Raw genomic sequence first — 22,935 nt, forward strand, 5'->3', positions numbered from 1 at the left:
GCCCCACAACGCCCCGGCTTCCGGGATCCGCGTTGTGGGTTTTTTTGTGTTTGGAAATCTTATGCTGGACCCAGTCAAGATCGGCATTCTCTATTCGACCACCGGCCCTTATGGCGCCATGGGTCGGGATGCCTTCGATGGCGTCGATTTTGCCTTTCACGACTATCGCCGTGCCGGCGGCACGCGCATCCAGCCGGTCTTCTTCGATCCGCATGCCGATCTTGCCGCCTATCTCGAGGGCGCCCGCAGCCTCATCCGCGACAGCGGCTGCCGGCATATCATCGGCACGATCACCTCCGCCGCGCGCAAGGAGGTGCTGCCGCTCGTCGAGAAGCATGACGGGCTGCTCTGGTATATGTGCCCCTATGAGGGCTTCGAGGCGAATGAGAATGTCATCTATATCGGCGGCTGTCCCAACCAGCACCTGATCCCTCTCTTCGAGCATCTCATCCCGCGCTATGGCGCCCGCCCCTATCTGGTCGGCGCCAATTATGTCTGGGGTTGGGAAATGAACCGGCTGGCGCGCGAGCTGGTCGGCAATGCCGGCGGCACGGTGCTCGGCGAGCGCTATCTGCCACTCGAGGAACGCGCGGTCGAGCGCATCATCGCCGACATCGCTGAGAAGCGCCCGAGCTTCATCCTCAACAACCTGATCGGCCCCTCCAGCTACGCCTTTCTCGAAGCCATGCATGCGCTCGGCCAGCGCGATCCCGCCTTTCTGCCCGAGAATTGCCCGGTGGCGAGCTGCGATTTGCAGGAAAGCGAGATCGAGGAGATCGCCGCCGGCGCGGCCGTCGGCCAGCTCTGCGCCGCCTCCTATTTCGATACGCTCGACAGCGCGGAGAATGCGGCCTTCAAGGCCCGGCTTCGCGCCTACAAGCCGGGCACGCGCCGCGTCTCCAGCATTTTCGCCAGTGCCTATACGGCGGTCACCATGTGCATCGCCGCCATCGAAGCCTCGATCGACAGCGACCCGGCAAGCGTGCGCCGGCAGGTGCATGCGCGCAGCTGGCCCGGGCTCTTCGGCGCGATGACCGTCGATCCGGCCACCAACCACGCGGCCCTGCCCTTCCTGCTCGGCCGGATCAATGGCGAGCGCGCCTTCGATGTCATCGCGTCCCGCCCGCCGATCGCCGCCGATCCCTATCTGACCGGCACCCATGCGCGCCGCGAGCCGCAGCTGCGGGTGGTGTCATGATCGCCCGGACGCCGAATTTCACCGGCTGGCGCGTCGTGATCCTGGCGGAGGATGATGCCAACACCGAAAAACTGCGCCGCCAGCTGACCCTGCTCGGCATCTCCGCCGCTTTGCAATGGCTGCCTTTGTCGGACGAGCAGTTGCCCGATCTCGTGATCGTCGATGCCGATCGCGGCTGGGACGAGCTCTTGCCCTGGGCGCGGCGTAGGCCTGCCCGCCCCGTAGCCGCACTTCTCGGCTCGGAAGCGCCGGGACGCATCGCCTGGGCGATCGATTGCGGCGCGACAGCCTTCATCCCGAAGCCAGTCTCGGCTTCGACCATCTATCCGGCGCTGGTGCTCGCCGTCACGGCTTATGAGCAGCGCATCGAGGACGAGGGGCGGATCTCGCGGCTGGAGGAGCGGCTGAAGCTGCGTCCGATCGTCTTTGCGGCCATCAACCGGGTGAAGGCCGAGCGGCAGATCGACGACGACGAGGCCTATGTCCTCCTGCGCAGCGCAGCCATGCGGCGGCGCATGGCGATCGAACAGCTGGCGGCGCTGCTGGTCGGCGGCCAGGAAACATTGAGCGAGGCGGGCTGATGCGCATCTTCAAGGAACTGGGCCGCCAACCCGCGGCGCTGTTCGGCCTCATGGTCATCGTGCTCGTCGTCATCGCCGCGCTCGGCGCGCCGCTCTTTGCCCCGTTCAATCCGGACGAGCAGATGTTCGACGGCCTGACCCTCGAAGGCGCGCCGATGCCGCCGGGCGGGGCCTTTCCGCTCGGCACGGATACGCTCGGCCGCGACCTCCTGTCCCGCATGCTGTTCGGCGCGCGCACCTCGCTCGTCATCGGCCTGGTCGCCAATGGGGTCGCGGTGGCGATCGGCCTGCTCGTGGGGATTACCGCCGGCTATCTGCGCGGCTGGGCCGGCAATCTCATGATGCGCTTCACCGATCTGATGATGGCTTTCCCGGCGCTGCTGCTCGCCATCGTGCTCGCGGCGCTCCTCAAGCCCAGTCTCTGGATCGTCGCCATGGTGATCGCGCTCGTCAACTGGGTGCAGGTGGCGCGCATCGTCTTCACCGAGACGCGCGGACTGGTCGAGCGGGACTTCATTCTCGCCGAGCGCTCGCTCGGTGCCGGCCACGGCCGCATCCTCTTCCTGCATATCCTGCCGCATCTCATCCCGACGGCCATCGTCTGGGGCACGCTCGGCATCGCCACCACCGTGCTGCTCGAAGCGACGCTCTCCTTCCTCGGCATCGGCGTGCAACCGCCCGATCCCTCCTGGGGCAACATCATCTTCGAGAGCCAGAGCTACTTCCAGGCGGCCCCCTGGCTGGTCTTCTTCCCCGGCGCCGTGATCCTCCTGACGGCGCTCGCCTTCAACCTGGTGGGCGATGCGCTGCGCGACATTCTCGATCCGACGCAGAGGGGAAGAGGCTGATGCTGTCCTTGCTGGCCCGCCGCCTCGTCCAATGCGTTCTGATCCTGTTCGGGGTCGCGGCGATCACCTTCGTCCTCCTCTATGCCCTGCCCGCCGACCCCGCGCGCATGCTCGCCGGGCGCAGCGCGACGGCGCAGACGGTGGAAAACATCCGCCGCGAGCTCGGCCTCGACCAGCCGCTCCCCGTCCAGTTCGCCCATTATGTCGGCGGGCTGGTGCAAGGCGATCTCGGACGCTCCTATGCCCAAAAGACCGAGGTCGTGACGCTGATCGCCGCCCGGCTGCCGGCCACGCTGACGCTGATGGCGGCCGGCATTTTCGTCGAGGTTCTGCTCGGCGTCCTGCTTGGCGCGATTGCCGCCATCAAGCGCGGTGGGCTCATCGATCGCGTGGTGATGATGTCGGCCTTTGTCGGCGTCTCCGCGCCGCAATTCGTCGTGGCGCTGCTGCTTCTTTACGTCTTCGCCGCGACGCTCGGCTGGTTCCCGATGTCGGGCTATGGCACGGCCGCCCATATCGTGCTGCCAGCCGCCACGCTCGGCCTGCTCGGCGCGGGCTGGTATGCGCGCATGGTCCGCTCGGCGATGATCGATGTGCTGAACCAGGACTATATCCGCACCGCCCGCGCCAAGGGCCTCTCGGCGGCCCGCGTTACGCTGCGCCATGTCCTGCCCAATGCGATCCTGCCGATCATCGCCATGATCGGCATCGATATCGGCCAGTTCATGGGCGGGGTCGTGGTGGTCGAAGCCGTCTATGGCTGGCCGGGCATCGGCCAGCTCGCCTGGCAGGCGATCCAGCAGGTCGACATTCCGATCATCATGGGCGTCACGCTGACCTCGGCGCTCGCCATCATCACCGGCAACCTCATCGCCGACCTGATTGCGCCGGTCATCGACCCGCGCATCCGCACAGACTGAAGCAACGACGAAAGGGGAACAAAAATGTTCAAAACTCTGCTTCTCGCCTCCACCACAGCCGCGCTGATGGCGCTGCTGCCGGCAACGGCCGGCGCTCAAGCTACGCCCGCCAAGGGCGGCGACATCGTCGTCACCTACAAGGATGACATCACGACGCTCGATCCGGCCATCGGCTACGACTGGGTCAACTGGTCGATGATCAAGAGCCTCTATTCTCGCCTGATGGATTACGAGCCCGGCACCGCCAAGCTCATCCCGTCGCTGGCGGAAAGCTTCGAGGTGGCCCCTGATGGCCTGACCTATACGTTCAAGCTGCGCCCGAACGTCAAATTCTCCAACGGCCGGACCGTCGTCGCTTCGGATGTGAAATACTCGATCGAGCGCGCCGTCAATCCGAAGACGCAGGGGCCGGGCGCCGGCTTCTTCGGGGCGATCGCCGGCTTCGACGCCGTCTCCGGCGGCACGTCCGAGACGCTTTCGGGCATCGAAACGCCGGACGACCAGACCGTCATCTTCAAGCTCTCGCGGCCGGACGCTACCTTCCTGCATGTCCTGGCGATCAATTTCGCCTCCGTCGTTCCGAAGGAAGCGGTCGAGGCGGCCGCCGGCGATTTCGGCAAGAAGCCGGTCGGCTCCGGCACCTTCATCCTCAAGGACTGGACAATCGGCCAGACGCTCGTCTTCGACCGCAATCCCGACTATTTCAACAAGGACCTGCCCTATATCGACAAGGTGACGGTCGAGGTCGGCCAGGAGCCGCTGGTGGCCCTGTTGCGCCTGCAGAAGGGCGAGGTGGACATTGCCGGCGACGGCATTCCGCCGGCGAAATTCCTGGAGATCAAGAACTCGGCCGATGGCGCGGAGATGATCGTCGATGGGGAACAGCTGCACACCGGCTATCTGACGCTCAACACCCGCATCAAGCCGCTCGACAACGTCAAGGTCCGCCAGGCGATCAACATGGCGATCAACAAGGATCGCATCACCCGCATCCTGAACGGCCGCGCAACGCCCGCCAACCAGCCGCTGCCGCCGCTGATGCCGGGCTATGACAAGAGCTTCACCGGCTATGCCTTCGATGTCGAAAAGGCCAAGGCGCTGCTGGCAGAGGCCGGCCTCGCCGATGGCTTCGAGACCGTGCTCTATTCGACCAACACCGACCCGCAGCCGCGCATCGCCCAGGCCATCCAGCAGGATCTGGCCGCCATCGGCGTCAAGGCCGAAGTCCGGGCACTCGCCCAGGGCAATGTGATCGCGGCCGGCGGCACCGAAGGCGAGGCGCCGATGGTGTGGTCGGGCGGCATGGCCTGGATCGCCGACTTCCCGGATCCGTCCAACTTCTACGGCCCAATCCTCGGCTGCAGCGGCGCGGTCCAGGGCGGCTGGAACTGGTCCTGGTATTGCAACGAGGCGCTCGACAAGCGGGCGGTGGAAGCCGACTCCATGTCCGACCCGGCCAAGGTCGCCGAGCGCCAGGCCGCCTGGGGCAAGATCTTCACCGACATCATGACTGATGCGCCCTGGGTCCCCGTCATCAACGAGCGCCGCGTCGTCGCCAAGTCGCCGCGCATGGGCGGCCCGGACAACATCTATATCGATCCGACCCGCGTCATCAATTACGACGCGATCTTCGTGAAGCAATAAGCGCAATGCCCCCTGCTCCTCCCCTGTCATCAGGGGAGGAGCAAAGAGAAAAGACCAACACCGGAGGCATCCCATCATGTGCGTCGCCTGCACCCATACCATCCACAGAGCGCAACATAATTTCGGCTGGAACAGGGATTTCGCCCCTGCACTGACCGCCAGACCCGGCGAAACCATCCTGTTCGAATGCCTCGATTCCTCCGGCGGTCAGCTAGGCGCGGATGCGACGCTGGACACGCTCGCCAATCTCGATTTCGGCAAGATCAACCCGGTCTCCGGCCCGGTCTATGTGGAAGGCGCAGAGCCCGGCGATGCGCTCAAGGTGACGATCCGCAAGTTCCATCCGAGCGGCCATGGCTGGACGGCGAACATCCCCGGCTTCGGCCTGCTCGCCGACCAGTTCAAGGACCCGGCCCTGCATGTCTGGTCCTATGACACCGCCTCCATGGCCCCGGCCGCCTTCGGCCCCGGCGGCAAGGTGCCGCTCAAGCCCTTTACCGGCACGATCGGCGTTGCGCCGGCCGAGGCCGGCCTGCATTCGGTGGTCCCGCCCCGCCGCGTCGGCGGCAACATGGACATTCGCGACCTGACGGCCGGCGTCACGCTCTATCTGCCGATCGAAGTCGAGGGCGCGCTCTTCTCCGTCGGCGACACCCACGCCGCGCAAGGAGACGGCGAGGTCTGCGGCACGGCGATCGAGAGCCAGATGAATGTCGAGCTGACGCTCGATCTCGTAAAGGGCGCCAACCTCAAGACACCCCGCTTCACCACGACCGAGCCGGTCACCCGCCATCTCGACGGCGCCGGCTACGAGGTGACGACCGGCATCGGCCCCGACCTGATGACGGGCGCGCAGGAAGCGGTCATGCGAATGATCGACCTGCTCTCCGCCGAACACGGCCTGAACCCGGTCGATGCCTATATGCTTTGCTCGGTCTGTGGAGACCTCAGGATCAGCGAGATCGTCGACCTGCCGAACTGGGTCGTCTCCTTCTACTTCCCGAGGATCGTTCTTTCGTGACCATGCACAGTCAGGGGCTGAAGGGTCCGGTTCTCTCCGTTCGCGATCTTTCGGTCGATGCCCGCACGCCGACGGGCCTGAAGCGCATTCTCGATGCCGTTTCCTTCGACCTGACGGCGGGGGAGACGCTGTGTCTGGCGGGCGAGTCCGGCTCCGGCAAGTCGGTCACCTCGCTTGCCGTCATGGGTCTCCTGCCCAAGGCCTCGCTCCCCGTCACCGCGGGCGAGATCCGCCTCGGCGATCTCGACCTGACGCGGACGTCCGAGCAGATGATGCGCAGCATTCGCGGCGGGCAGATCGCGATGATCTTCCAGGAGCCGATGACCTCGCTCAACCCGGTGATGACAATCGGCGCGCAGCTGACCGAGGCAATCCGCGCCCACCGGCAGGGCCTGACCGAGAGCCCGGAGACGGTTGCCCGCCACATGCTCGACGCCGTGCACATGACCGACCCCGCGCGGCGGCTGACTCAGTATCCGCACGAGCTCTCCGGCGGCATGCGCCAGCGCGTGATGATTGCCATGGCGCTCTCCTGCCGGCCGAAGGTGCTGATCGCCGACGAGCCGACCACGGCGCTGGACGTCACCGTGCAGGCGCAGATTCTGAAACTGATGCGCGAGCTGCGCCATGAGTTCCAGACTTCGATCCTGATGATCACCCATGACATGGGCGTGGTGGCGGAAATGGCCGACCGCGTGGCGATCATGCAATCCGGCCGGATCGTCGAGCAGGGTCCGGTCCTCGACATCTTCCAGCGTCCGGCCCAGGCCTATACGCAGCAGCTGCTGGCGGCCGTGCCGCGTCTCGGCGCGCTTGCCGGGACGGACGCCCCGCCGCGGGTCTCTGCGGCACCAATCGCCCCGGCGCCCCTCCCGATCCCGGTGCTGGAGGTTGCCGATCTCTCCGTCACCTATGGCCGCAAGACCGGCTGGCTCCACCGCGGACAGCCGCCGGAGCCGACCGTCACGGGCGTGAGCTTTACGCTCAAGGCGGGGGAGACGCTCGGCCTGGTTGGCGAAAGCGGCTCCGGCAAATCGACCACCGGCAAGGCGGTGCTCGGTCTCATTCCCTTCGAGGGCAGCGTGCGGATTGCCTGCCAGGAGGTCTTTCCCTCCGCCTCCAGCGCCATCATGCGGCCAATCCGCCGCGCCGCCCAGATGATCTTCCAGGATCCCTATGCCTCGCTTGACCCGCGCATGAGCGTCGGCGCCGCCATTGCCGAGCCGCTGGTGATCCATAGCATCGGAACCAAGGCGGACCGGCGCGACAAGGTTGCCGAGCTCCTGCGCTGCGTCGGCCTCACGCCAGACGCTGCCGAGCGCTATCCGCACGAATTTTCCGGCGGCCAGCGCCAGCGCATCTGCATCGCCCGGGCGCTGGCGCTCGAACCGAAGCTGATCGTCGCCGACGAGAGCGTCGCGGCGCTCGACGTCTCCGTGCGCGCCCGCGTGCTCGACCTGATGCTCGAGCTGCAGGAGCGCATGGGGCTCGCCTATCTCTTCATCTCCCACGACATGGCCGTGATCGAGAAGATGTCCCATCATGTCGCCGTGATGCGCGCCGGACGGATCGTCGAGATCGGCACCCGCCGCGCCGTCTTCGAAACCCCCAGCGACCCCTATACCCGCGCCCTGATGGCCGCCGTTCCGGTACCCGATCCGGCGCAGTATCGGGGGCGGAGAGAGGTTCAGCGGGAAGAGGCGTGAGGGCTGAAGCTACTTCAAGCGAGCCTCTACAGCATACACCGTTTCCGATTGCTGCGATCATCGAAGTCATGGCTGGGGCGCCTGGATTCGAACCAGGGGATGGCGGTACCAAAAACCGCTGCCTTACCGCTTGGCTACGCCCCAAACCTTGGGAGACAGTGGAGCAAAGCGGTTCTCGCGTGCCCATCCGTCGCGCGCCTGATAGCAAAGGCTTGAGGCAGCGACAACGGGGAAGTTGCGCCTTTGCGCGAGAAAGACGAGGATGGAGCATGAGCGAGCGGGACGATCAGACGGACACGCCGGGCGAGGACGTGGCCGAGCCCCGGTTTGACCGTGAGTTCTCGCCTCATCATGGGCGGCCCGTTCCGGTGGCGGTAGGGGTTGTGCGGGTGACGGCCGGCAATCGTGGCCCACTGACCTTCGAGGGCACCAACACCTATCTCATCGGCACGCGCAGCCTGGCCGTCATTGATCCCGGCCCGCTGGACGAGGCGCATTTTACCGCGCTGATGGCGGCGATCGACGGGCGGCCGGTCAGCCATATCGCGGTCACCCATACGCATCGCGACCATTCCCCGCTTGCCCGCCGGCTGAAGGCCGAGACGGGCGCGGAAGTGGTGGCCGAAGGTCCGCACCGTGCGGCTCGTGCCCTGCATCTCGGCGAGCAGAACCTTCTATCCGAAAGTTCCGATCTCGACTTTTCGCCCGATCGGCGGCTCGGCGATGGCGAGACCGTGTTCGGCGAGGGTTGGCAGCTGACGGCGCTGCTCGCCCCGGGCCACACGGCCAATCACGCCGCCTTCGCGCTGGAGGGGACCGGCATCGTCTTTTCCGGCGATCACGTCATGGCCTGGGCGACCTCAATCGTCGCCCCGCCGGATGGATCGATGCGCGATTACATGGCCTCGCTGGACAAGATGCTGGCGCGGGAGGGCGACCGGCTCTACCTGCCCGGCCATGGTGGCCCGCTCACGGCGCCGCAAGCCTTCCTGCGCGGCCTGCGCACCCATCGCCGCATGCGCGAGCGCGCCGTGCTCGACCGGGTGCGGGCTGGAGACCGGCATATTCCGGAGATGGTGCGCAGCATCTATGCCACCACGGATCCGCGGCTGCACGGCGCAGCCGGCCTCTCCGTCTTTGCGCATCTGGAAGATCTGGTGGCCAGCGGCACCGTCCAGACCGACGGCGCTCCGGCGCTGGCCGGGACCTATTGGGTTGATCCCTGACCCCTTGCAGCGCCGACGTTTGGCAGCCGCGGTTGTCAATCGCCGGCGATGCCGAGCAGTTCGGCGTCGAGCGCATGCAGGAAGCGCTCGGCGATCGCGGCGCTGGTGCCGAGGTCATGGGGGCCGAAGCGGGCGGCGGTGCGGATGTCGACGAAGGTGGTCTCCGCCTCTTCGCGCAGCCGGATGACGAGGTCATAGCGGGCGCCGACCACGAGGCTGCGCCATTCGCCTTGCAGCAGGATGTCGCTGGCGCGCAGACCGGTGGGCCGGTCCTCCGGCAGGATCATCTCCGGGCGCGCCATGGGGATCGGTACCGGTCCGTCATCGCCGGGCGGCTCTTCGGACAGCTTGCCCGCCGGGCCGAGATCTTCGATGTCGCGCTCGGCATTTTCCACGCCCTGCTCGTCCGTCAAGCGGATTCCCATCTGGTCGCCGACCTTGCGGACGCCGGCGAGAACGCGGTCGAGCGCGCCTTCATAACGCCGCCCGGTCAGCGCCGGATAGGCCTCCGCCTGCGCGGCACGGTCGGCGGGGCCGGGTGCACGGGGTTTCAGCCAGCCCTTTTCCCCTTCGGGCGGGCGGATCCAGGGCGGCGGATCGGCAAGGTCGGTGGTCACGTCGCTCAGCGCCGGTTTGGTCGCGTAACTTTCCAGCGCATAGCCGGCGACGCCGAGCGGCAGCAGCGCATAGAAGAGCGCGGCGACAGAGGCGACCCCGCCGATCGCCGCCACCTGCCAGAGCCGGACAAGCCCGATGATCGCCAGAAGGACGCCGATCAGCGCGAGCGCGGCCGAAAGCAAGACCAGGGCGACGAAGCTCGACGTATCGACCGGCCCGAAACGATGCGCCGCCAGCGAAAAGACGAAGATGCCGAAGGCGAGCCGTGCCAGGCGGCGCGCCCAGAGCGCGGCGAGCGAGACGGGGCGCTCATAGGTGATCATCTGTGCGCTTGTCCTTCCACATGCGGCGCCGGTCCGGACGAGGCATCGGCCGGAACTCCTTCCTCCTACTGCAGAATCAGCCGGGCCGAAATCGCCGAACGCCGCACCCCCGCGCTTCGTCCCCCCGCGTGTCTTCGGCGCCGCAGTGGGTTTCTTCCGTCCTGGCTTCGAATGTCGCGTCGATGCGGAGCGCGCCTGCGCGTGCGGCGGAACTTTCGCTCCTCTTCGCCGTTTACGCTCGCCATTCACGCGTGCCGCATTTTCGCCCTTCTCCTTAACGAGCCTCGCCTGGGTCTTGAACCGCCCGCCGAAGCGCCTGCCAGGGAGACGACGGTCGAGCTGCGGAGAAGAAAAGGATCCTGTCGATGCTCTCATCGCAACCGGCCGCACAAGCCGCCCCGGACCGACTGAACGAAAGCGAGATCGATCTCGCCGGCGATTTCCCGATGGAGATGCTGGAGCTCGAACTTTCGCTCGACGCGCTGGAGGGCGAGGAGGACCGGTTTGCCGACAAGGTACGCCAGGCGGCGGCCGATCTGAACGGCGCCTTCCTCTTCGACATGCCGGCCTCTGGCCTTGTCGAGGATTGCGAACGGATCGCCGTCCTGCGCATTCCCCGCGGCGCCGATGGCCAGGCGGACACGATCTTCGCCTGCCTGGAGCCGCAAGGTTCGATCCGCATCGAACGCCCGACCGACCAGACCGCCGGCCTCAAAACCTTCGCCCAGGCCTTCGTGGACGTGTTTCAGCGGCTCTAACCGCGCTTGGTTGATTGCATCGCCCCTCACCCCCGCCCGCTGATCGCGGCCTGGGCAGCGGCCAGGCGGGCGATGGGGACGCGGAAGGGGGAGCAGGAGACGTAGTCGAGCCCGGTCTCCTCGCAGAAGCGGATCGAGGCGGGATCGCCGCCATGTTCGCCGCAGATGCCGAGCTTCAGCCCGTTCTTGGTGCGCCGGCCGCGCTCGGCGGCGATCTGGATCAGTTCACCGACGCCATCATAGTCGAGCGATACGAAGGGGTCGCGTTCGACGATGCCCTTGACCTGATAGGTGTGCAGGAAGCGGGCCGCATCATCGCGCGAGATGCCGAAGGTGGTCTGGGTCAGGTCGTTGGTGCCGAAGGAGAAGAAATCGGCGGATTCGGCGATGACATGGGCGCGCAGTGCGGCGCGCGGCAGCTCGATCATCGTGCCGACCAGATAGGCGATCGGCAGGCCGGCATCGGTGAGGATCTCGGCGGCGACCGCATCGATCCGCGCCTTCACGTAATCGAGCTCGGCCTTCAGCCCGACCAGCGGCACCATGATTTCAGGCACGACCGCCGCACCGGTGATGCGCGCCGCCTCCAGCGCCGCCTCGAAGATGGCCCGGGCCTGCATCTCGACAATCTCCGGATAGGAAATCGCCAGCCGGCAGCCGCGATGGCCGAGCATGGGGTTGAATTCGTGCAGCGCCTCCACCCGCTGGCGCAGATCGCTGGCCGCCATGCCCATATTGGCGGCCACCTCGGCGATCTCGGCTTCCGACTTCGGCAGGAATTCATGCAGCGGCGGATCGAGCAGGCGGATGGTCACCGGCAGGCCATGCATGATGGCGAAAAGTTCGACGAAGTCCGAGCGCTGCATGGGCAGGAGCTTGTTCAGCGCCGCGCGGCGGCCCGCCTCGTCTTCGGCAAGGATCATCTCGCGCATGACGTTGATGCGCTCGCCCTCGAAGAACATGTGCTCGGTGCGGCAGAGGCCGATGCCCTCGGCACCGAAGGAGCGGGCGGCCCGCGCGTCGGCCGGCGTATCGGCATTGGTGCGCACGGTCATGCGTCGGCTCTGGTCTGCCCAGGCCATGATCTTGCCGAAGTCGCCCGACAGCGCCGGCTGGATCATCGCCACCCGGCCTTTCAGCACCTGGCCGGAGCTGCCATCGATGGTGATGACCGTGCCGCGCGTCAGCGTCTCGCCACCGGCGATCAGAACCTCGCGGCGCGGATCGACGCGCAGGCTGCCGGCGCCGGAGACGCAGGGGATGCCCATGCCGCGGGCCACGACCGCTGCATGGCTGGTCATGCCGCCGCGGGTGGTGAGAATGCCTTCCGCGGCATGCATGCCATGAATGTCTTCCGGGCTCGTCTCGGTGCGCACCAGGATGACGGCGCGGCCCTCCTTGCGGGCCGTTACCGCATCGTCGGAGGTGAAGACGATCTCCCCCGTCGCCGCACCCGGCGAAGCCGGCAGGCCGGCGCCGATCACGTCGCGCCGGGCGGAGGGGTCGATCGTTGGGTGCAAAAGCTGGTCGAGTGTGGCGGGGTCGATGCGCGAGACCGCCTCCTGCCGGCTGATCAACCGCTCTTCCGCCATGTCGACGGCGATCTTGATCGCGGCGCGCGCCGTGCGCTTGCCGGCCCGTGTCTGCAGCATCCAGAGCGTGCCGCGCTCGATGGTGAACTCGATGTCCTGCATGTCGCCGTAGTGGGCTTCCAGCCGGTCGCAGATGGCGCAGAGCGCTTCGAAGGCCTCGGGCATCACCTTTTCAAGCGAGGGCTTCTCGCTCCCCGAGGCGATGCGCGCGGCTTCGGTGATGTTCTGCGGTGTGCGGATGCCGGCCACGACATCCTCCCCTTGCGCATTGACGAGGAACTCGCCGTAGAGCTCGCGCACGCCGGTGGACGGGTTGCGGGTAAAAGCGACCCCGGTCGCCGAGCTGTTGCCGAGATTGCCGAAGACCATGGTCTGGACATTGACGGCGGTGCCGATCGTTTCCGGAATGTTGTGCAGCATGCGGTAGGTCTTGGCGCGCGGGCTCATCCAGCTCGCGAAGACGGCGCCGATCGCGCCCCAGAGCTGAACATGCGGGTCCTGCGGGAAGGTTTCCCCCGTCGCCTCCTCGATCGCCGCCTTGTAGAGGTCGATCGCGTGGCGCCATTCGGCCGCGGTGAAATCCGTCTCCTGCTCATGGCCGAAGCGGGCCTTCTCGTCCTCGAGGATCTCGGCAAAGACCTCGTGGTCGATGCCCATGACGACATCGCCATACATCTGGATGAAGCGGCGATAGCTGTCGACGGCAAAGCGGGCATCGCCGCTGTCGCTCGCCAGCGCCTCGACCGTCTGATCATTGAGGCCGAGATTGAGCACCGTGTCCATCATGCCCGGCATGGAGGCGCGGGCGCCCGAGCGCACCGAGAGCAGCAGCGGCCGGCTCGTATCGCCGAAGCGGCGGCCGGTCATCGTCTCAATGGTGGCAAGGCCTTTCTCCACCTGGCCCCTGAGCGACCCAGGCATCTGGCGTCCGGCCGAAAGATAGGCATTGCAGGCCTCGGTGATGATGGTGAAGCCCGGCGGCACCGGCAGGCCGAGCATGCACATCTCGGCCAGATTGGCGCCCTTGCCGCCCAGCCGCTCCACATCGCCCGCACCGCCCTCGGCGCCCGTTCCGCCGAAAGTATAGACCCATTTGGTCATCGTCCGGCCTCCACACCCGACTGCACTCCCCCATTCCGATGTACAGCATCGGCTAAGGCGAGAGAACCAGGCCGGCCAGATTTCTTGTGCATCGCAAACGACATGCTGCGACGCAGCGAGACAATTTGCCGGTCTTCGAGAGATGCTGCACTGCAATAACGGCGGAAACGCGGTGGTTCAGCCGGCTTCACGCAGGCGTTCGGCCGTTTGCAAATCCACCGAGACCAGCTGGCTCACCCCCTGTTCAGCCATGGTCACGCCGAAGAGCCGGTTCATGCGTGCCATGGTGATCGGATTGTGGGTGATGATGACGAAGCGCGTTTCCGTGGAGGCCGCCATCTCGTCCATCAGATTGCAATAGCGCTCGACATTGTGGTCGTCGAGCGGCGCATCGACCTCGTCGAGCACGCAGATCGGCGCGGGGTTGGTGAGGAAGACGGCGAAGATCAGCGCCATGGCGGTCAGCGCCTGCTCGCCGCCGGAGAGGAGCGTCATGGTCTGGGGCTTCTTGCCCGGCGGGCGGGCGAGGATTTCCAGGCCGGCATCGAGCGGGTCCTCGCTCTCGATCAGCTGCAGCTCGGCCGTGCCGCCGCCAAAGAGGTGGGTGAAAAGCCGCTGGAACTGCGCATTGACCACCTCGAAGGCGGCGAGCAGCCGCTCGCGCCCCTCGCGGTTCAGGCTCTGGATGGCGCTGCGCAGCTTGCGGATCGCGTCGATCACATCCTCACGCTCGCGGATGATGCCGGCATGGCGGTCGGAGAGCTCCTTCTGCTCCTCCTCGGCCCGCAGATTGACGGCGCCGAGGCGCTCGCGCTCCATCTTCAGCCGGTCAAGCTCGCGCTCCACCTGCCGCGGATCGGCGGGCACGGCCTCGGCCGCCCGGCCGGTGAGGCGCAGCACCTCGTGCGGCGCGACCTGAAGGGCGTTGCGGATGGCGGTCTCGATCTCCAGCCGCTTCTCGCGCGCGGAGACCAGCCGTTCCTCCGCCCGGCCCCGGCGCTCGCGCGCCTCGGCGAGCTCTGCCAGGGCCGCGGCGGCACGCCGGTCGGCATCGCGCTGCTGGGTTTCAGCCTCGGCCAGACGGTCGGCCGCCTGGCGACGCTCCGCCTCCAGCCTGGAGAGCGCGCTCATCAGTTCGCGGCGCTGGTCCTCGAAGCTCTCCGGCGCATCGGCAAGCTCCTCCAGCTCCTCGCGTGCCTCGGCCTCGCGCTCGCGCAGCGTTTCGATATGGCTCTCGGCATTCTCGGCGCGCTGACGCCAGCTGGCCTTTTCGGCGGCGATGGCCGCAAGGCGCCGCGTGCGGGCATCGGCTTCGCGGGCGAGCCCGTCCGCAAGGGCACGGGCCTCCGCCAGCGCGGCCCGATCCTGCGCAACGAGGGTCGTTGCCTCCGCCAGCCTTTGATCGAGCGCGCCGGTATCCGGCGCATCGGCGAGTGCGGTCTCGGCCTCCTCCAGTGCCTCGGCCGCTTCCTCCGCCTGGCTCTCCACCTGGCTCGCCGCCTCGGCCGCGACGGCGCGGCGTCGCAGCAGTTCGCCGGAAGCCCGCTCGGCGGCGGCTAGCGCCTCTCGCGCTTCGCCGAGGCGGCGCTGGGCCTGGCGCTCTGTCTCGCGCAGACTGCGCAGGCGCTCTTCGCGGGCAGCGATCACCGCCACCGTTCGCCCATGCTCGGCCTCGGCCGCCTCCAGCGTTTCCAGCGCCTCCTCGATCGCCGTATCGAGCTCGGTCAGGCGGTTGCGTTGTTCGAGGCGCAGCGTCGCGGCACTCGGCGCATCGGCGCCGGTGACGTGGCCGTCCCAGCGCCAGACGGCCCCCTGGCGGGTCACCAGGCTCTGGCCGGGGCGGAGCGATGGCAGCAGCAGCTTGGCCGTCTCCTGATCCGCCACGATGCCGATCTGCGCCAGCCGGCGGGCAAGCTCCGTCGGCGCCTCGACGAGGCGGGCAAGCGCGATGGCCTCGCCCGGCAAGGCGGGATCGGCCGCGGCCTCACCCGGCATGCGCCAGTGCTGCGGCGCCGTTTCGTCGAGCGGGCTATCGAGATCGTCCCCCAGGGCTGCACCGAGCAGGGCTTCGTAGCCGCGCTCGACCCTCATTGCATCGACGACCGGTGCCGCGCCGCCGGTCCCGGTTGCGGCCTCCAGCATGCGGCGGATGGTGCGGGCCTCCGTTTCCAGCGCATTGAGCGTGGAGCGAGCGGCCTGGACCGGCCCGCGCGCCTCCGCTTCGGCAGCACGGGCGGCGGCCAGCGCGGCCTCCGCCTCGGTGCTTTCGGTGTCCAGCCGCTCCAGCTCGCCCTCCGCTGCCTCCACCGCCTCGCGGCGGCTTTCGCTGTCCGGCAGAGCGGCAAGGTCGCGGTCGAGCGCATCGAGGGCCGCCCGCTGCTCGGCCTGCTGGCGGCTCAAGCGCTGGCGGCGGTCGGTCAGGTCGCGGATCAGCCGCTCCAGCTGGCTGCGCGCAGCCTGGGCCTCGGCCCGCTCGGCGGTGATGGCGGCGAGCGCGCGCTCGCTCGAAGCAAGCCGGTCGGTCGCCTCGGCCTGGCGCTCGCGCGCCTCTTCGCCGCGCTCCACCGCCTCGCCGGCCTCCTCGCGCAGCGCCTCGTCCTCCTGATCGAGCCGGGCAAGAAGATCGGCATTCTCGCGCGTCAGCCGCTCCTCGCGCGCCAGATCGTCGGCGAGCTGGGCCAGCCTGCGGCTGAGCTCGTCGCGGCGGCGAAGCGTCCGGTTCATATCCTCGTCGAGCTGGGTGCGGGCGATCTGCAGACGCTGCAGGGCGGCGGCGGCGCGCGCCTCTTCGTCGCGCAGCTGCGGCAGGCGCAACCCCTCGACGGCCTGGGCCTTGGCCGCTTCCATCTGCGCCTGGGCGCGCTCGGCGACCAGATTGGTCTCCCGGTTGAGCAGGCTGTCGGCTTCACCCTCCGTCTGCTTCGCCTGGGACCAGCGCAGGTGCAGCAGCATGGCCTCATGGGCACGGATCTCGGCCGAGAGCATCTTGAAGCGGTTGGCCTGGCGAGACTGGCGTTTGAGGCTTTCGATCTGGCTTTCGAGCGCGGTGATGACGTCCTCGAGCCGCTCGAGATTGGTCTCGGCGCCGCGCAGCCGGAGCTCTGCCTCGTGCCGGCGCGAATGGAGGCCGGAGATCCCGGCTGCTTCTTCCAAGAGCTGCCGGCGGGCCTGCGGCTTGGCGGCGATCAGCTCGCCGATCCGCCCCTGACCGACCATGGACGGCGAGCGCGCGCCGGTCGAAGCATCGGCAAAGAGCAGCTGCACGTCCTTCGCCCGCGCCTCCTTGCCATTGATGCGATAGACCGAGCCGTTCTCGCGCTCGATGCGCCGCGTCACCTGGATCTCGTCGGCATCATTGAATCCGGCCGGCGCCGTGCGGTCGGAATTGTCGAGATGCAGACCGACCTCGGCCGTGTTGCGGGCCGGGCGATTGCCGGAGCCCGAAAAGATCACGTCGTCCATGCCGGAGGCGCGCATGTTCTTGTAGGAGTTCTCCCCCATCACCCAGCGCAGGGCCTCGACCAGGTTCGACTTGCCGCAGCCATTCGGCCCGACGACACCGGTCAGGCCGCGCTCGATGACGAATTCGGCGGGTTCGACGAAGGATTTGAAGCCGACAAGGCGGAGCTTGGTAAACCTCATCGCCGCAACCGGGCGCGTGACGTGGCGAGGCCGGCGCGTGCAGAGAAAGTCCCCCTCTGCCTGCCGGCATCTCCCCCACAAGGGGGGAGAGGGCTGGGGGCGACGTCTCTCCCCGTATTTAGCAGTGTCGGTCTGAGAGACGTCGGATCGCCGCCGACATTCGAGGGGGACCGAGCGGCCCGCCCCCCGGGCTCTCCCCCCTTGTGGGGGAGATGGGCGGCAGCCCAGAGGGGGTCTTGCCGACCGCACCCGCCAGACCGACCTCGAATATTGAACTCAGCAAGGGGCAGGCCCTCGCCCCACGGTCTCTTCCCCCTTGTGGCGGAGATGGCTTGCAGGCCAGTCGGGGTCTTTCCGCCCAGTATGCGCGAATTCTCCCACCGCTGTGAACGCCGAGCCCAAGTCCCCCTCTGCCTGCCGGCATCTCCCTCACAAGGGGGGAGGGCGCTGGGGGCGACGTCTCTGTTTGCGTTAAAAACCAGTGTGCTGGGAGACCAAGCTTCTCCCTGGACCATCAACGGGGAGCGAGCGCCCGGCCTCCGGGTCTCTCCCCCCTTGTGGGGGAGATGGGCGGCAGCCCAGAGGGGGACTCCGGCCCGGCGCCGTCGGCGCGCGGGCGGAGTCTGAAGGTCGTGCGAATAGGGGCATCCAGCCTTGCGGCGGGCGCCAGAGCGGTCAGAGCAGCGGGTCGATAAGGGCCGACATGGTGTCAACCGACATGTCTCCGGAATAGCGCTTGCCGTTGATGAAGAACGTCGGGGTGGCGGAGACGCCGAAATCCTTGGCGCCCTTCTGCATTACGGCATTCACATCATCCAGAAGCTTCTGGTTCGTCAAGCAGGCCTCGAAGCTCTCCTGTGTAAAACCGGCGAGCTTGGACATCTGGAGCAGCGCATCGCGGCCGTTCTGGGCGGTGGCCCAGGTCTGCTGCTGCTTGAAGAGCATGGAGACCATCGGGAAATACTGGCCCTCCGGCGCGCAGCGCGCCAGCATGAAGGCCGCCGCCGCCCGCGGATCGAAGGGGAACTCACGCAGGACGAAGCGCACCTTGCCGCTGTCGACATATTTCTGCTTGATCGCCTCGAAAGAGGTGTTGTGGAAATGCGCGCAGTGCGGGCAGGTCATCGACATGTATTCGACGACGGTCACCGGGGCATCGGCCTTGCCGATCGCCTGTTCAGGCAGGGCGCCCGGCGCCATCAGGGCAGAGAGTTCCACCTCGCCATCCGACTTCGGCAGTTCGACTGCCGCAGCCGGGGCAGCCGCCTGGGCAACCTCGGTGGCGGGCGCGGCAGTGCCGGCGGCCGATGTTGACGTCGCGGGTGTCGAGGTAGCCGGAGTCGAAGTGGCCGGGGTCGAAGTGGCGGGTGTGGATGCGGTGGTTGTCGCATCGGCCGGCGCTGCGGACTTGGCGCTCTCCTTCTCGTCGCTGCAGGCGGCAAGGCCGAAGGCGAGCACGGCAATGGCGGCGCCGGTAAGGAGACGGGGCATGAGGCGCTTTCCGGAATAGGGCATTGATCACCTGTTCGCGTGTTCAAAGGCGAGGACGAGACTGTCGGCCCCTGCGATATCCCGCCTCTTTGAGGGCGGCAAGGGTCCGCACTGCCAAGAGGTTCAAAGAATTGTGACCTTTTTGCCAGTGAGCTCCCTTGCAGAAGGACCGCGTGGCGGGTGGGCGCGTCTCTAGCGACGCGCCGACAGCACCGCCGTGCCGAGCCGTGCCAGCGCGGCCTTCAGCCGGTCGTCCTCGATGCCCGACACCATGTCGGCCAGCTTGCGCGCCGGCTCGCCCGTCAGCGCCCGCGCGGGCGGCCGGCGGCGAACGATCGGCGCGACGGGCTTCTGGACGATGCGGATGCGGCCGATGGCGGGGAAGCCGAAAAAGGCGTTGATGCGGGCGATCAGCTCGCCCTCGGCATGGGCAAGGAACAGGGCGCGGGCCCCCTCGCAGGCGACCGTCAGCGTGCCGGGCCGGTTCTCCCCCTCGCCCGCCATCTCCGCGCCGCGCCGCGGCCAGGCGATCTTTTCCGGCCGCGAGCAATCGGCAAAGGCCTCGCCGGCGATCTCGTCCCAGGAGCCGAGCAGCATGGTGTCGATGCCGGCACGGCGCGCCAGCACCGGATCGACCAACGCATTGGCGACCTCGCTGATCTGCACCACGCCCTTTCGGCCCGTCTTGCCCGCCTTCATCGCCGCCTGTCCGCTCTGCCTTGGGGTCCGCTCGCTGCCATTCGCATCGGCCCGCCCCGGGCCCGCCGCCAAGCCGCTTGAAGCGGGCGGCGATCTCGGCCACAAGAGGATCTGTTAGCATGTCCGGACCATGATGCCCAGCCAGACCCCCGCGGCCGACGTGCCGCCGAACCCCGCCGCCCTGCTGCTCGCCTGGTATGATCGCAGCCACAGGCGTCTGCCCTGGCGGATCACGCCGCCGATGGCGGCTGCCGGCGAGCGGGCCGATCCCTATCGCGTCTGGCTGTCCGAGGTGATGCTGCAACAGACGACCGTGCAGGCGGTCAAACCCTATTTCGAGGCATTTCTCGCCCGCTGGCCGCGGGTCGAGGATCTCGCCGCAGCCGAGACGGACGCGGTGATGAAGGCCTGGGCGGGTCTTGGCTACTATGCCCGCGCCCGCAACCTTAAGAAATGCGCCGAGGCGGTGGCGCGCGACCATGGCGGCCGTTTCCCCGGGACGGAAGAGGGTCTGCGCGCTCTGCCCGGCATCGGCGCCTATACGGCGGCGGCCGTGGCGGCGATTGCCTTCAACCAGCCGAGCGCCGTGGTCGACGGCAATGTCGAGCGGGTGATCTCGCGCATCGAGGCGATCGAGACGCCGCTGCCGGCGTCCCGACCGGCCATCCGCCGCGTCGTCGTCTCCTTGACGCCTACGGATCGGCCGGGCGATTTCGCCCAGGCGATGATGGATCTCGGCGCAACAATCTGCACGCCACGCAAGCCGGTCTGCGCCCTCTGTCCGCTGAACGCGCTCTGCGCCGCCTACAAGGCCGGCATGCCGGAGCGCTTTCCCTTGAAACTGGCGAAGAAGGCCAAGCCGGTGCGCTACGGCACCGCCTATGTGGCGATTGCTCCCGATGGCGCCGTCTATCTGCGCAAGCGTGCCGAGACCGGCCTGCTCGGGGGCATGACGGAGGTGCCCGGCAGCGACTGGACAAGCGCGCCGCAGGCCGAACCGCTCTCCGACGCGCCGTTCCCGGCCGATTGGCATGAGGCTGGCGCGGTGGTCCATGTCTTCACCCATTTCGAACTGCGGCTCGCCGTCTACCGCGCCGAGATCGCCACGCCGGACAGCCGGCTCGGCAATGGCTGGTGGCAGCCGCGATCGAGCCTAATGGACGAGGCGCTGCCGACGGTGATGAAGAAGGTGATCGCCACCGCCGAGCCTGGCCTGGCCGATGGAAAGAAGGGCGCTTCGGGCGCCAGAGCAAAACGGAAGGATATGACCGCATGACCACCCCGATCCGCCACGTCGTTTTCGATATCGGACGCGTCCTGATCCATTACGACCCCAACATTCCCTTCAGCCGCATCATTCCCGACGAGACCGAGCGCGCCTGGTTCTTCAACACGATCTGCACCCATGACTGGAACCTCGAGCAGGACCGCGGCCGCAGCTGGGCTGACGCCGAAGCGCATCTCATTGCAGACTGGCCGGACCATGCCGAGAACATCCGCGCCTTCCGAAAGCACTGGAACGAGATGGTGCCGCATGCCTATGAAGGCACGGTCGCGATCATGCGGGAGCTGATCGACGCCGGTTGCGACGTGACCATGCTGACCAATTTTGCCGAAGACACGTTCCGCGAGGCGCAGCAGAAGTTCCCCTTCCTCGCCTGGCCGCGCGGCGTCACCGTCTCCGGCGAGAAGCGGCAGATCAAGCCGGACCGCGAGATCTACGAAACCCATGTCGCAGCCTTCGGGCTCGATCCCGCTGCCTCGCTCTTCATCGATGATAGCCTCGCCAATGTCGAAGGCGCACGCGCTGCCGGCTGGCAGGCGGTGCATTTCACCGACCCCGAGACGCTGCGCCGCGACCTCGCCGCCCTCGGCCTTCCCGTCTAGGCGCTGCGACCAGAGCTGCACGCAATTGCGGCATGCCCATCATAAAGGCATTCATTTCGTTAGGTTTTTCGAACCTTGACGTTGATCAAGCGCGCCATAGCTTGCCTCAAACATATCACCGAAATGCCGCATTCGGTTCAGACACCGTTCACCACAATGGCGGCATTGTCGGTCGCGAACCGTACTAAGGGAAGGACGCCTGACAATGGCAACAATCATCGACGGAACCGACGGCAACGACCGCATCGTTCAGGGCAGTGACGTCGCCGTGGAAATCTACGGCTATGGCGGCAACGACTCGATCTACCTGAACCGCACGGACGACCTCGGCGGCGGCAACTATGTCGATGCCGGCAGCGGCAACGACACGGTGGTCAACTATTTCGAGGGCGACAACGACATCGATCTCGGCGCCGGCAACGACACCTATATTGCCGACATCCGAGCTGCCGACGTCGACGCCTATGACGTCGTCAATGGCGAGGGCGGCAACGACCTCTTCGAGGTCAACAGCGAGCAGAGCGAGTATTACGGCGGCTCCGGCAACGACACCTTCCGCTCGGTCGGCTTCAACAACTTCTTCAATGGCGGCTCCGGCGTCGACACGATCAGCTACATCCTGCAGGACGAGGATGACGACCAGGCCGGCCAGGGCGTTGAGATCGATCTCGCAGCCGGCGAGGCCATCATCAATGACGACCAGATCGAAGACCTCGTCTCGATCGAGAACGCCACGGGCACCGACAGTGCCGACGACATCTATGGCAGCTCGGCCCGCAACGTCCTGCGCGGCGAAAATGGCAGCGACCTGCTCGACGGGCGTGCCGGCAATGACGACCTTTATGGCGGCAACGGCAATGATGATCTCTATGGCGGCAACGGTCTCGACGATCTGATCGGCGGCCTCGGCTCCGACTATCTCGAAGGCGGCAAGGGCGCCGACGTCTTCATCTTCGACAGCATCCGTGAATCGGTGGTCGGCAAGAACCGTGACGTCATCGATGACTTCCGCGCTTCGGAAGACGATCTGGTCGATCTCTCCGGCATCGATGCCAACACCACGCGCGGCGGCAACCAGGACTTCGACTTCATCGGCAGCGGCCGTTTTACCAAGGAAGCCGGCGAACTGCGCTTCTCGAACGGCGTCCTGCAGGGCGACGTGAACGGCGATGGTCGGGCCGACTTCGAAATCAAGCTGACCGGCGTCACCAAGATGTTCGATTCGGACTTCGTGCTTTAAGCGAAGCGCCTCATCTTCTGATCGAAGATCAGAGAACACGGCTAAACGCCCGGAAGCTTGTCGCTTCCGGGCGTTTCTCGTTTGCCGGGACTGAAGGTACATGGACCGGCCAACGATGAGAGCGACGGGCGGACCGCGCCCATGGCAGGGACAAGGGTGGCGGTGTCGCGCCGCATCCGACCGCAAGGTCAAACACGGCACCGTCATTTAAGGCGGCGCGGAGCCCAGGCGCCGGTTGATCGACGCCAGAGCCAGGCGACGCTATGCCGCCGCTGGTAAAGCTTTTGTTAAGCTGCGACGGCCGATGCGGCTCTGTGCACAGCGGCGCTGGGGCCTCGCCCTCAGCCCGATTACCCTTTTGGCTACGTCCCCCTCGGCCAAGTCCCCTCTCAGCTGCCGGCGATCTCCCCCACAAGGGGGGAGAGACCTAGCCGCGGCCG

Annotated in this window: 17 protein-coding genes and 1 tRNA gene; 12 read left to right on the forward strand and 6 right to left on the reverse strand. The window is 67.1% G+C overall.

Annotation, left to right across the window (positions count from 1 at the left end; genetic code table 11):
- Positions 1-61 precede the first annotated feature (61 nt).
- From ACLE20_RS00990 to ACLE20_RS01020, 7 genes are all read left to right on the forward strand, one after another.
- Positions 62-1,198, forward strand: coding sequence for a transporter substrate-binding protein (locus ACLE20_RS00990; protein WP_410938389.1), 1,137 nt, complete (start codon positions 62-64; stop codon positions 1,196-1,198).
- Positions 1,198-1,779: an ANTAR domain-containing response regulator gene (locus ACLE20_RS00995; protein WP_410939101.1), complete on the forward strand. Its 582-nt coding sequence runs from the start codon at positions 1,198-1,200 to the stop codon at positions 1,777-1,779. Before ACLE20_RS00990 ends, ACLE20_RS00995 begins: the two co-directional genes overlap by 1 nt.
- Entirely contained in the window at positions 1,779-2,627 is an 849-nt protein-coding gene (locus ACLE20_RS01000) for an ABC transporter permease (protein WP_410938390.1), read from the forward strand. Before ACLE20_RS00995 ends, ACLE20_RS01000 begins: the two co-directional genes overlap by 1 nt.
- On the forward strand, positions 2,627-3,547 hold the full coding sequence (locus ACLE20_RS01005) for an ABC transporter permease (protein WP_410938391.1): 921 nt from the start codon (positions 2,627-2,629) through the stop codon (positions 3,545-3,547). Before ACLE20_RS01000 ends, ACLE20_RS01005 begins: the two co-directional genes overlap by 1 nt.
- 24 nt (positions 3,548-3,571) lie before the next feature.
- Positions 3,572-5,191, forward strand: coding sequence for an ABC transporter substrate-binding protein (locus ACLE20_RS01010; protein WP_410938392.1), 1,620 nt, complete (start codon positions 3,572-3,574; stop codon positions 5,189-5,191).
- A 76-nt stretch (positions 5,192-5,267) separates the two neighbouring features.
- A complete protein-coding gene (locus ACLE20_RS01015) occupies positions 5,268-6,212 on the forward strand; it encodes an acetamidase/formamidase family protein (protein ID WP_410938393.1) in 945 nt (314 codons plus the stop codon).
- A 2-nt stretch (positions 6,213-6,214) separates the two neighbouring features.
- The gene (locus ACLE20_RS01020) at positions 6,215-7,918 is read left to right on the forward strand and encodes an ABC transporter ATP-binding protein (RefSeq protein WP_410939102.1); all 1,704 of its coding nucleotides are present in this window, start codon (positions 6,215-6,217) and stop codon (positions 7,916-7,918) included.
- 69 nt (positions 7,919-7,987) lie between these two features.
- Here ACLE20_RS01020 and ACLE20_RS01025 read toward each other — a convergent pair.
- A tRNA-Gln gene (locus ACLE20_RS01025) sits at positions 7,988-8,062 on the reverse strand.
- A gap of 167 nt (positions 8,063-8,229) precedes the next feature.
- On the opposite strand from ACLE20_RS01025, the gene ACLE20_RS01030 reads away from it, so the two are divergent.
- Positions 8,230-9,144: an MBL fold metallo-hydrolase gene (locus ACLE20_RS01030; protein ID WP_410939103.1), complete on the forward strand. Its 915-nt coding sequence runs from the start codon at positions 8,230-8,232 to the stop codon at positions 9,142-9,144.
- Positions 9,145-9,179: 35 nt separating this feature from the next.
- Here ACLE20_RS01030 and ACLE20_RS01035 read toward each other — a convergent pair whose 3' ends face one another.
- Complete coding sequence (locus ACLE20_RS01035) at positions 9,180-10,085, reverse strand: DUF1499 domain-containing protein (RefSeq protein ID WP_410938394.1); 906 nt, start codon at positions 10,083-10,085, stop codon at positions 9,180-9,182.
- Between the two features lie 365 nt (positions 10,086-10,450).
- Here ACLE20_RS01035 and ACLE20_RS01040 point away from each other — a divergent pair, with 365 nt between their 5' ends.
- Complete coding sequence (locus tag ACLE20_RS01040; protein ID WP_410938395.1) at positions 10,451-10,843, forward strand: hypothetical protein; 393 nt, start codon at positions 10,451-10,453, stop codon at positions 10,841-10,843.
- Between the two features lie 26 nt (positions 10,844-10,869).
- On the opposite strand, the gene ppdK is transcribed toward ACLE20_RS01040, so the two are convergent.
- The 4 genes from ppdK to ACLE20_RS01060 all read right to left on the reverse strand — a co-directional run bounded on the left by ppdK (position 10,870) and on the right by ACLE20_RS01060 (position 19,368).
- The gene (ppdK, locus tag ACLE20_RS01045; RefSeq protein WP_410938396.1) at positions 10,870-13,536 is read right to left on the reverse strand and encodes a pyruvate, phosphate dikinase; all 2,667 of its coding nucleotides are present in this window, start codon (positions 13,534-13,536) and stop codon (positions 10,870-10,872) included.
- 177 nt (positions 13,537-13,713) lie between these two features.
- The gene (gene smc, locus ACLE20_RS01050) at positions 13,714-17,178 is read right to left on the reverse strand and encodes a chromosome segregation protein SMC (RefSeq protein ID WP_410938397.1); all 3,465 of its coding nucleotides are present in this window, start codon (positions 17,176-17,178) and stop codon (positions 13,714-13,716) included.
- Positions 17,179-17,853: 675 nt separating this feature from the next.
- Positions 17,854-18,693, reverse strand: a complete 840-nt coding sequence (locus ACLE20_RS01055) for a DsbA family protein (protein WP_410938398.1) — start codon at positions 18,691-18,693, stop codon at positions 17,854-17,856.
- A 168-nt stretch (positions 18,694-18,861) separates the two neighbouring features.
- The gene (locus ACLE20_RS01060) at positions 18,862-19,368 is read right to left on the reverse strand and encodes a DUF721 domain-containing protein (protein ID WP_410938399.1); all 507 of its coding nucleotides are present in this window, start codon (positions 19,366-19,368) and stop codon (positions 18,862-18,864) included.
- A gap of 133 nt (positions 19,369-19,501) precedes the next feature.
- Here ACLE20_RS01060 and mutY point away from each other — a divergent pair, with 133 nt between their 5' ends.
- From mutY to ACLE20_RS01075, 3 genes are all read left to right on the forward strand, one after another.
- Positions 19,502-20,644: an A/G-specific adenine glycosylase gene (mutY, locus tag ACLE20_RS01065; protein WP_410939104.1), complete on the forward strand. Its 1,143-nt coding sequence runs from the start codon at positions 19,502-19,504 to the stop codon at positions 20,642-20,644.
- Positions 20,641-21,255 carry an HAD family hydrolase gene (locus ACLE20_RS01070; RefSeq protein WP_410938400.1) on the forward strand — a complete coding sequence of 205 codons (615 nt, stop codon included), beginning with the start codon at positions 20,641-20,643 and terminating at the stop codon, positions 21,253-21,255. The genes mutY and ACLE20_RS01070 overlap by 4 nt, the downstream gene beginning before the upstream one ends.
- Before the next feature lie 205 nt (positions 21,256-21,460).
- Positions 21,461-22,495 (forward strand): calcium-binding protein, encoded by a 1,035-nt coding sequence (locus tag ACLE20_RS01075; protein ID WP_410938401.1) that lies wholly within the window; start codon positions 21,461-21,463, stop codon positions 22,493-22,495.
- The last annotated feature ends 440 nt before the right edge of the window (positions 22,496-22,935 follow it).

Source organism: Rhizobium sp. YIM 134829, from assembly GCF_046546455.1.

What these genes read in the sequence shown, in the direction of transcription:
- ACLE20_RS00990 (WP_410938389.1), top strand. Translation starts at nt 62, where the DNA reads ATGCTGGACCCAGTCAAGATCGGCATTCTCTATTCGACCACCGGCCCT.
- ACLE20_RS01000 (WP_410938390.1), top strand. Translation starts at nt 1,779, where the DNA reads ATGCGCATCTTCAAGGAACTGGGCCGCCAACCCGCGGCGCTGTTCGGC.
- ACLE20_RS01005 (WP_410938391.1), top strand. Translation starts at nt 2,627, where the DNA reads ATGCTGTCCTTGCTGGCCCGCCGCCTCGTCCAATGCGTTCTGATCCTG.
- ACLE20_RS01010 (WP_410938392.1), top strand. Translation starts at nt 3,572, where the DNA reads ATGTTCAAAACTCTGCTTCTCGCCTCCACCACAGCCGCGCTGATGGCG.
- ACLE20_RS01015 (WP_410938393.1), top strand. Translation starts at nt 5,268, where the DNA reads ATGTGCGTCGCCTGCACCCATACCATCCACAGAGCGCAACATAATTTC.
- ACLE20_RS01020 (WP_410939102.1), top strand. Translation starts at nt 6,215, where the DNA reads ATGCACAGTCAGGGGCTGAAGGGTCCGGTTCTCTCCGTTCGCGATCTT.
- ACLE20_RS01035 (WP_410938394.1), bottom strand. Translation starts at nt 10,085, where the DNA reads ATGATCACCTATGAGCGCCCCGTCTCGCTCGCCGCGCTCTGGGCGCGC.
- ACLE20_RS01040 (WP_410938395.1), top strand. Translation starts at nt 10,451, where the DNA reads ATGCTCTCATCGCAACCGGCCGCACAAGCCGCCCCGGACCGACTGAAC.
- ppdK (WP_410938396.1), bottom strand. Translation starts at nt 13,536, where the DNA reads ATGACCAAATGGGTCTATACTTTCGGCGGAACGGGCGCCGAGGGCGGT.
- smc (WP_410938397.1), bottom strand. Translation starts at nt 17,178, where the DNA reads ATGAGGTTTACCAAGCTCCGCCTTGTCGGCTTCAAATCCTTCGTCGAA.
- ACLE20_RS01055 (WP_410938398.1), bottom strand. Translation starts at nt 18,693, where the DNA reads ATGCCCTATTCCGGAAAGCGCCTCATGCCCCGTCTCCTTACCGGCGCC.
- ACLE20_RS01060 (WP_410938399.1), bottom strand. Translation starts at nt 19,368, where the DNA reads ATGAAGGCGGGCAAGACGGGCCGAAAGGGCGTGGTGCAGATCAGCGAG.
- mutY (WP_410939104.1), top strand. Translation starts at nt 19,502, where the DNA reads ATGCCCAGCCAGACCCCCGCGGCCGACGTGCCGCCGAACCCCGCCGCC.
- ACLE20_RS01070 (WP_410938400.1), top strand. Translation starts at nt 20,641, where the DNA reads ATGACCACCCCGATCCGCCACGTCGTTTTCGATATCGGACGCGTCCTG.
- ACLE20_RS01075 (WP_410938401.1), top strand. Translation starts at nt 21,461, where the DNA reads ATGGCAACAATCATCGACGGAACCGACGGCAACGACCGCATCGTTCAG.